Origin of the sequence: Microcoleus sp. w2-18bC1, assembly GCF_036700365.1 — a bacterium.
In the GTDB taxonomy this organism is placed as follows: domain Bacteria; phylum Cyanobacteriota; class Cyanobacteriia; order Cyanobacteriales; family Microcoleaceae; genus Microcoleus.
In genome coordinates, this window is sequence record NZ_JAUBOS010000009.1 from 146024 (window position 1) to 154679 (window position 8656).

The following is an 8656-nucleotide window of genomic DNA, read 5'->3' on the forward strand; positions in this document are numbered from 1 at the left end:
CAAGTATGCAGGGTGCGGGTCTGCTGCACTTGTGTGTGCGGTAATTGCTGCTGTTACTTCGCTGTCGCGGGCGATCGGCTGCGGTATTTGCGGCTCAGTGATGGGATTTCTAAGAGGCATTAGATAATCACTAATTCGGTAACATTTACAGTAGTTGTGCTGCTCGTACTTCGCATCACCGCCGGCCCTTGCCACGGTGCAGCCGATGAGTCTTCAAAATATCCCCCCGGCAATAATTCAGCAGTAAAAGCAGTCGCCGATATAGTTGTACCGTAAGCAAACAGCGCGTTTGCCGTTCCGTCGTTGAAAACTGTAAATCCTCGCCGATTTTTAGCTGCACTTCGATCCGGCACGATCGTAGTCGTTGCAGTTGTCAACGCAAACTCTGTCAGGCTGCCAGCGTTAGAAAATTGTTGTGTTGATGTCTGCTGTTGTTGCTGTTGGGGATTAAATAAAGTCATAAATTAGAAATTATCAATTGCGTTTTTTACTTGTGAATCCGAAACTTCGATATACCTCATCAAAGAAGAGATACTTTTATGCCCTGTCGCTTTTTGAATTACTTTTATGCTGCAACCTTGCTCGCTTAATCGAGTTACAAATCCGCGTCGCGCTGAGTACAGACTGAAGCCTTGATTCTCTAATCCTGCTTTTTTAACCGCACGACGAAAAGCCTTATCTACTGCCTGTTGAGACAAATGCTTGTCGGCCCTATACAAAGAAGGGAAAAGGAACCCTGTCTCCGGTGGCTGATAAGCAGCAAGCATTAATTTGAGCGCGCGGTGAATAGTCAGTTCGCGAGTTCGCCTATCCTTGCGGTTTGCAGCAGGATAAAGCACTGTGTCACGCGGTTGACGGCTTGCGGGATTCTGGTAGATGTGCGCCACATCCATTTTTAGAATAGCTCCCGGTCTCTCCCCAGTGTACCAAGATATTCCTAAAAACAGCTTGTAGACATCCGCTGTAAACTTGTCACTAATTTGGTTAAAAGTTATCTGAGATAATGGCGTTGCTTGTCCAAGTCCTGCAATTTTCACAGTTGTTGATTCCATATAAATACTGCAATAACAACAACCTTTTGGCTGTCAACTTTAGTCTAACCCGTGAAACCGCTACTATCACATCCTTTCAAAAAAACCAGTGGTTGTTGTTTTATCTATTTCAGCAACTTCTTAAGAATTTACGAACCTAATATTGAGCTAGTAAATCTTACTTAAACTGGGGAAGTAAGATTATATAAATTTTTAGTTATGACGGTTTATACTTCCGGCGCGGGTGCTTCAGTCAGTGGAACATCTCACGCTAACCCCACAGGGCCAGCAAGTAGAGAGCGCCATGTATACGGAATACTGACACTGTTAGAAGAGGAAGAAAATAATTTACCCAGAGTTGCGGAACGAACCGACAGAATAACAATTACTGTCAATCTTTCGACAAGGACCGCTGCCATTGACTTGATTTTGAATGTAACTGCTAGCAACGGCGTAGGTGGTAATACTTCCTACACGGCGAGCCATTACCTCACAGGCTCAACCTTCACAAGTGGCACGGGTGGCGGTAGCAGCGCTGCTAATTTGGCACAAGCAGCAATGGAAGGGGTAATCGCTCTGAAATTACTTGAACTTGACAAAGCCCGAAAACTTGACCCAGAAAAAACCGTAATTACTCGTTGCACTCACACGCTAGCCTCCAGTGGAGGCACTAATGCCACATTTAGCGCGCTGCTGGAATTCCCGATTGAAGTCGTTAGCTTACCCGGTGGCGGCAGCGTAATTGAAGGCAAGGTGTTTCTAAACTAATGGCAGAAAACCAGCTAGAGAATACCAAAACTTTTCGCCGCAGTATCACCGCCACCGACGGCACGGGAATTATTGAAGTATTAAATTGCGCTGATGCGTTTGCCGAATATGCAGATTTATCAAGTGCTTACTATTTGGGGAAAAGCTTTTATCTAGAAGCTTTTAGCGGTGCAATTTATTTACCTTCTTACCAGCAAGCACCGTATCCCGATATTTTTCCAGAAATGAATGCAGCAGAAAAAATTGCTGCAATGCTTGCTATAGAGGAAGAGTATCCGTTTGTTGGACTAAGATTTCACGCTCGAAAAGGTACGGGAGCGTGGTCAACTTTAGCAACAGCGCGCTTGCAGAATAAGGGGCGAGAAACTACAATTCCGTTTACAATTCCCTACCTAACTATCAATCAATTAAAACTATTAAGTTCGGATGATAGGCTTGGCATTTCTATTATTAATTATGGTCACGGCGTACTCGGAAGTGGCGACTACATCAATTTAGAGGGTGATTTTAGATATAGCCTCGACCTCATAGCAAAACCGCAGGTGAGGACGATCGGCGCGGGATTGCCTTACGGAGTGGATATTGGCACGGTAGCGCCAATGCGCTTTAGAACGGCGAACCAAAACCGCGCAATACTTTACGCCACCAACACCGGAAACTCGCCTATTTGGATTGCCGGCGATTCCAGTGTTGCAGTCGGCAGCGGCATTTTTTTAGCTCCGAACGGCGGCGGAAACTTGACCGAGCAAACGTTGACCGGGGAACTGTGGGCGATCGCCGATGGCGGCACTTCCCGAATATCGGGAGTAGAGGCGAGCTATGTCTAGAGTGAGTTCCAGGTCAGGGCTTTCGCCAAGCGCCACAAGGGGTTCAAATGCGATCAATCTCGGCAAAGATAGCAGCGGCCCAGAGATGGGGCGAAAAACTCAGCCATCCGTATCAAGTGGAGGAATTGGAGTTACTCAAGAAGTTGGCAATATTGGTGGTGTTAGTGTGACTGGTGGTGTTGGTGTTGAAATCAGTCCGATTGGGCTTGATATCAGTGGAGATCCATCAAGAGGTACTGTTTCAATTGCTGGTAGCGCTGAAATTCCCGGGGGGCTTTTAGGCATTGGTGGGGGAGCCACTATTGATACAAATACTGGAGAAATCACCGGCGGGAGTATTGGGGGAGAAGTTTTAGGGCTAGGAATTAATGTTTCTTCCGAAGAAGGTAATGTCGGTATTGAATTCACGATACAAATTCCCGGCACACCCATAGAGTTAGGTTTAGGCTTAAGGTTTCCTGAAGAGAAAGAACCATTAACTCCAACACCAACTCCGACGCCAACTCCGACGCCACCACCGCCATCTGCAAGCATCCCGATGCCGTCGCCGCCAACCCCGAATCTTTCTTGTACAAAATATTTTGTCAGTTGGACTAGAAAATATAAATTAAGAAGAGATTACGACGACAATACAGACTTTATAAAAGGAAACACAAAATTATATCCTTACGAGCTCACGGATACTTACGAAGACCGCATTAGAGAGGTGTTTCCTGCTTATGCTAATTATTCAGATGCTCAAATATATCAAGAATTTGGTACACCAGTAGTTAATCCTAGCGCATTATTCAATCAACAATTTAGACCTGTGCGTTATCACTATTACCAAGTAGGCAACGGCATTGCTTTTGGTGGTGTAGCATGGCACGAGCTACCACTTAACAATAATGGTACAGAACCAAACTACGCCACAGATATGACTATTATGCGAAGTTGGCACAACATCGTATCCAATGGTCGCGTTGTATTAGAAAAAGTTGACTTAAAAGAAGTTTACTATGCAAGAGAGAGGCTAGGCTGGAACAGTGCCACAAGTCAAATTATTTGGAGCGACTGGCAATATACCGGAGAAATTGAATACACATTAAAATGTGCTGATGCGGTTCCAGTAAATACGCCCGTTTTTACTCCTTTTCCAAACCCGCCACCAAGGAAAAGAAATATGGATCAATGCTGCTGTGAAAATTTGCGTTTGACACGCGCAATGTATGTAAGATTAGGGCTGACCCGATTCCCCGGTCAACTGCCTGCAACTATTATTCAAGAAGTGCCAAACGAGGGAGAAGAACCCGCAGAACCACCACAGATACCGATTCCAGATTTAGTAAGCTTAATGGATTGGCAATTTCGGCGCTACGAAGAAGTGCTAGGGCAATGGGAAGTACAAATAAATATCAAAGATTCAGACATCACTCAAGAAGGCGATCAGAGCAAGTCTGTTCGATTCCCAAATTTAGCAGAAGCTATTGCCGAAATAGAAGGTCAAATATTGTCGATAACCGCTAACGTAGATGCGCTAGTTGCTATTACTACTAAAAATTTAGTTGAGTCAGGGTTAGGAAGGCAAGAAGCAATCAAAGGGTATTTAGCATCAAAGTCGATTATCAAATACATGGCTTTTAAGACTACAGAGATAGATGTTGATATGCCTGCCTGTTTTACACCAGGCGCTGAATCTATCGACAAGCTAGTGGATGAATCAACAATTCATTTTAAAGGAATAGACTACACCGAAAAAGAAACTTTGCGCGACATTTATTTAGACTTATTGCAAGCTGCTGCCATTATTCGGGCGGTTCACTGGGAACGCATCGACACTAAAAAAGATGTCAAAGCCCAAATGTTAGAGCGGTTAATGGGGATTGGTAGTTTGGCTAATTCTGTAAAAAATCCAACACGTTCCGACGATGATACGTCGCCTAAAGGCGACAGTTTTGAAGATGTTATCGACAGAATAGAAAACGGATTTAGAACAGTCTCAGGGATAACGGACGCTGAAAATCCTTATGGAAGAACGCCAGACCGTCGCCCGCGCATTAAACAAATTGGTAGCAATATTTCACAAGCGGGAGACGATGATTAATGACAACAACTGCTGCACCCATTCCTAAAATAGGAATGATTTTAAAAGATTTAGCGTCCCGAAAAATACGATCGTCTTCTACGGGTGGGCGCTTAATCAGAACTTGGTCAGCTAGCGCAGTAACTACTAGAAGCAGTGGTGGAATCATTGAGACAATTATTAATGGCGCTGTCCGATTTGGTAATTTTTTAATCTCTGCAATATCTGGCGCAATTTCATTTAGTTTTACGAAGCTTTGGGGTTGGATAGTTGGCGGCGTGCAGTTTATCTATAATTTTAACTGGCAGATGAGCGACACGGCAATTGATAAACAAATAGAGGGTTTGTGGAATTCGTTTGGAGGAATTTTGGGCGGAGCGTCCGGGCGGGCAATTGGGTGGATAAGTTGCGGGGTTGTGCCAGCCGCCACTATTTTTACTTTCAATCAGTCGCTCGGTGCTCACTTGCTGTTAGAAGTTGGCGAGCAAGCACTAGATGAAATACTAGACGCTGCTAGCGAAGTTATCAATGCCAGTTTTCGCATGGGGACTCAAGCAACTTTTTTGTGGCTGTATAAGGACGTGCGACGCGCACTCAAAGACCCTAACAATACTTTTGGGCAAGGACTGCGGGCTGTTTTGGGTTCGGGAACTGTTGATAATTGGGGAACGGGCGAATCGTGGACGATCGCCAAAGCAGTTGAGAACAAAATCGAGTCAATTCCCAATGTTTTCTGGCGGAACTTTACTGAGGAGATGTCTGAGGAAGGCTCAGAAGCTTGTATAGAAGCGGGTTTTGCAGTAGCAGGCGGGATTGATGCTTGGTTGGCACAGCAAGCAATGCAAAACGCATCGGTGCTTGGAGTTGATCGCACTGTGGAAATTACGCCCGATCGCAGCGCGCCGGATGAGCGAATTGTGCTTAGCGGGCCCGAAGCTGTTTTGCGACCAACAATCGTCAACGTGCTAGCAACTCATCAAATGCTTGGTAACAGAGATGTCGGGGTGCTGATTAATGGAACTCCCACAGATGAGTACATTACCCCCGGAGTACAAGAGCGCATTTTACGTATTGAGTTTCGCGAAAAGACCGCGCCACCGTGGAAAATGCCAAATGGGAAAGCAGCTCGCCACAGATATATAACAATTCCCGATATCAAGCGCGGTCTGACGTGGGAAGAGGTAAAGCTTGCGGCAAAGCAGTACACGAGCGGCCAGCGGCTCGTTACGGCGCGGCTCAATAACGGCCGTCAAATGCAGTGCTACGCGAGCACGGAAAACGAGGGAATTCAAAAAATTAAAGAGTTGCTGGTACTTTCAACGGCTGAAATCTTGCCCAATGGCGTCCGCGATTCGGGATACACAGACCCAACACCGCGTCGGCGTTCGTTACCTTACCTTGCCTACCCGTCTAAGGCTGTACTTGTTTGGAGAAGGCGGGCGGTTGACTTACAAGGCCGAGAAGACATAGCGGGCAACATCTGGGAAGAACAGCGGATCGAGTTTGATTTGTGGCCCGACAGAGAGCCGCCAAATTTAAAACCACTCGGTTAACAATACCTTTACAAATTTTTACAATTTGGGCAATCCATTTATAAAGTATTTTATACAACCCTAGGGTTGTACAAAATACTTTATTGCTGAAATCTTTACGGAGTAATGTTTTTAGCTGTTGACAGTCTGGGCCGAAAAATTTAAGGTGAAGTTACGACACAAAACCTTAAGACTTCAGCCCAAAACTATTATGGCTCGCACCAGTTTTCTCGTTAAATATAAAGATAGAGGTCAGACAGGCACCGGCACAGATTTTTACCGGACAACCTGTAGTTGTATCCCGCGTGTTGCTAAATTTTTGGATATTGACACCAAGGAATATGTACCCAGCGAAGCCGACATTGTAGAACGTGCTGGCTACACTCGCACCTATGTAAAACCAGACGGTACAGACGGCACAATAACGGTTGCAGCAGGCACGAAAACTTACCTTGCCAGTGGTAAACCGGGCGCGAGAACAATTATCCTCACAACTGGCAGAAAAACAACTAAAGGCACTCGCCGCAAGCTTTCCTTTACTTTCCCCAGTTATTTGGGAGTTGCTGAGATTGGAGATGTTTTGGGCGACTTAATCCCGGCTACAAAGGTCAATCGCACCGGCTCCACAGGGGATGCTGACATTTTCCCGTATTTCACGATTAAAGGCGGCGGGACTTACCCGATTCCGCTACAAACCGTAGCAGAGGCAAGTACGGACACCGACGCGGCCGGAACTCCAGCCGAAGAAGTGACAATCTTGACGGGCACCAAGAGCCGCAAGAAAAAGGTCGCACCTCTAGCACCTGCAGCTTAATTAAAATGATTTTTAGGGCGGTTTCTCAATTATTTAGTTACACGCCGCCCTATCATTGCGGATAAAGAAATGAGTTTTGATGATGAATCAAATTGGCAAGTTGTTTACAATCAATTTCACACTTCAATAGATGGAAACTCTATCGGTAGAATATTAATTCCGGGTGCTTTTACTCAGCACACTATTAGAGCCTATACAATCTCTTTGCAAGCTAAGTCTACATGGTGGCTAGGGGGAAGGTTAACGCAGCTACTAGGAAGTGGCACTTTGGGGCCGGACTTTGAGGCGTCGCGGTGGCTAGTTCCACTCAAAAATCAAACATTAATCCAACTTCCCATTTTGACTTCTGAATATCGCCTTAAGTTTGAGCCGGCTAAATGGCATAAAGAAATCGCGCTAGTAATTGAAAAATACACGGGGAATAATTAGCAGTAAAAATTTGTGAAAAACCTTACAGATTCCATGTCGCTAATTGGTACGTTTTTAACGTCTTTAATTAGCTTGATAGTTTTGTGGAATGTGACGCGAGGTGTTCTTACGCTTTTAGCAAATATTCAGCGTAAGCTTACCGTACTTCGCAGCTTGTATATAAGCCAAAGAGCGGAAGTTCGCGACATTCAAAACTATCTTAAAATTCATCACGGCTACCATGTGCGCGGAGGGATTCACGAAATCCAAGACGATTTGTTGAACGAATACAACAATGAAAATACAGGCTTTTAAGTGGATAAATACTCGTATCGCTTCACTATTGCTAGTTTAAATGTTTCCGTAATAATGTTGGTGGCTGCAGGGACAGTTTTAGTTTTTCAAAAAGAGAACGCCACGGCGTTAATTCCTTTCTTGGCGCCCATCTTGACTTTGTTAGGCGGTTTGCTAGTTTCTCCCCCCAAAACGCAACATGACCATAGACAAAGCTAGGAAACTTTTGGAAGTCGCCAATCCTAGCATATCTCAGTTACTGGATTCACTGGAAGACTTAGGAAAAGAGTACGGATACATTCAGGGCATGACTATCGGCAATTTGCGAGAACTGGTGAGCGGTCGCAAAACGCTTGCAGAAATTCAGGATCTAATTGAACAAATTAAGCAAAAAATAAAATGCACAAACTAATTTTTACAATGCAGTTAGCGGAATCATCAGAGCTAATTTATGGAAATTTGCAACTTGTTTACCCCGACGGAAAGCTGATCGACTATGTGGCGACAAGCGGCTGTGCCGATTACCAACGCCCCGGCGATGAGTGGGTAAGGGGGAAGGGCCCGATTCCTGCGGGCGAGTATGAAATACCAACCGAGGGTTATTGGTTAGACACGCGGGGAGTCGAAGGGCTGTTTTTTCATATCACCCCTGACCCTGTAGTTTCCGATAAAGGGGTTCGGGCTGAATTGGGGTTGCATTTCGACGCCAATTATCCCGGCAGCGCTGGGTGTGTGGTGCTGAAAAATTGGGAAGGGTGGCGGCGATTTTGCGATCGGCTCGCGTCGATCGCAAATTTGGGCGTGAAGAGTCTGCCGTTGACGGTGAAGTATTGAAGAGCTGGGAGGCTGGCATCCCCTGGATTGTGCAGCGCAAGCTTATTGCCAGCCATCAAAATACTAACATCAGTGTGTGGGGATTC

The 8656-nt window shown here is 45.5% G+C and carries 11 protein-coding genes; 9 read left to right on the forward strand and 2 right to left on the reverse strand.

What is annotated here, in order from left to right; translation table 11 throughout:
- Positions 1-119: 119 nt before the first annotated feature.
- Positions 120-461 carry a hypothetical protein gene (locus QT979_RS08605; protein WP_333309234.1) on the reverse strand — a complete coding sequence of 114 codons (342 nt, stop codon included), beginning with the start codon at positions 459-461 and terminating at the stop codon, positions 120-122.
- A 3-nt stretch (positions 462-464) separates the two neighbouring features.
- Positions 465-1052, reverse strand: a complete 588-nt coding sequence (locus QT979_RS08610; protein ID WP_333309236.1) for a tyrosine-type recombinase/integrase — start codon at positions 1050-1052, stop codon at positions 465-467.
- A 198-nt stretch (positions 1053-1250) separates the two neighbouring features.
- On the opposite strand from QT979_RS08610, the gene QT979_RS08615 reads away from it, so the two are divergent.
- The 9 genes from QT979_RS08615 (at position 1251) to QT979_RS08655 (ending at position 8570) form a co-directional block, all read left to right on the forward strand.
- On the forward strand, positions 1251-1799 hold the full coding sequence (locus QT979_RS08615; protein ID WP_333309238.1) for a hypothetical protein: 549 nt from the start codon (positions 1251-1253) through the stop codon (positions 1797-1799).
- Entirely contained in the window at positions 1799-2626 is an 828-nt protein-coding gene (locus QT979_RS08620) for a hypothetical protein (RefSeq protein ID WP_333309240.1), read from the forward strand. Before QT979_RS08615 ends, QT979_RS08620 begins: the two co-directional genes overlap by 1 nt.
- A 1-nt stretch (position 2627) precedes the next feature.
- The gene (locus QT979_RS08625) at positions 2628-4709 is read left to right on the forward strand and encodes a hypothetical protein (RefSeq protein ID WP_333309242.1); all 2082 of its coding nucleotides are present in this window, start codon (positions 2628-2630) and stop codon (positions 4707-4709) included.
- Positions 4709-6241 carry a hypothetical protein gene (locus tag QT979_RS08630; RefSeq protein ID WP_333309243.1) on the forward strand — a complete coding sequence of 511 codons (1533 nt, stop codon included), beginning with the start codon at positions 4709-4711 and terminating at the stop codon, positions 6239-6241. The genes QT979_RS08625 and QT979_RS08630 overlap by 1 nt, the downstream gene beginning before the upstream one ends.
- Before the next feature lie 145 nt (positions 6242-6386).
- Entirely contained in the window at positions 6387-7034 is a 648-nt protein-coding gene (locus QT979_RS08635) for a hypothetical protein (RefSeq protein WP_333309245.1), read from the forward strand.
- A gap of 69 nt (positions 7035-7103) precedes the next feature.
- Positions 7104-7463 (forward strand): hypothetical protein, encoded by a 360-nt coding sequence (locus QT979_RS08640; protein WP_333309247.1) that lies wholly within the window; start codon positions 7104-7106, stop codon positions 7461-7463.
- Between the two features lie 12 nt (positions 7464-7475).
- Positions 7476-7757: a hypothetical protein gene (locus QT979_RS08645; protein ID WP_333309248.1), complete on the forward strand. Its 282-nt coding sequence runs from the start codon at positions 7476-7478 to the stop codon at positions 7755-7757.
- 178 nt (positions 7758-7935) lie between these two features.
- Entirely contained in the window at positions 7936-8148 is a 213-nt protein-coding gene (locus tag QT979_RS08650) for a hypothetical protein (protein WP_333309250.1), read from the forward strand.
- A complete protein-coding gene (locus tag QT979_RS08655) occupies positions 8136-8570 on the forward strand; it encodes a hypothetical protein (protein ID WP_333309252.1) in 435 nt (144 codons plus the stop codon). Before QT979_RS08650 ends, QT979_RS08655 begins: the two co-directional genes overlap by 13 nt.
- Positions 8571-8656: the final 86 nt, after the last annotated feature.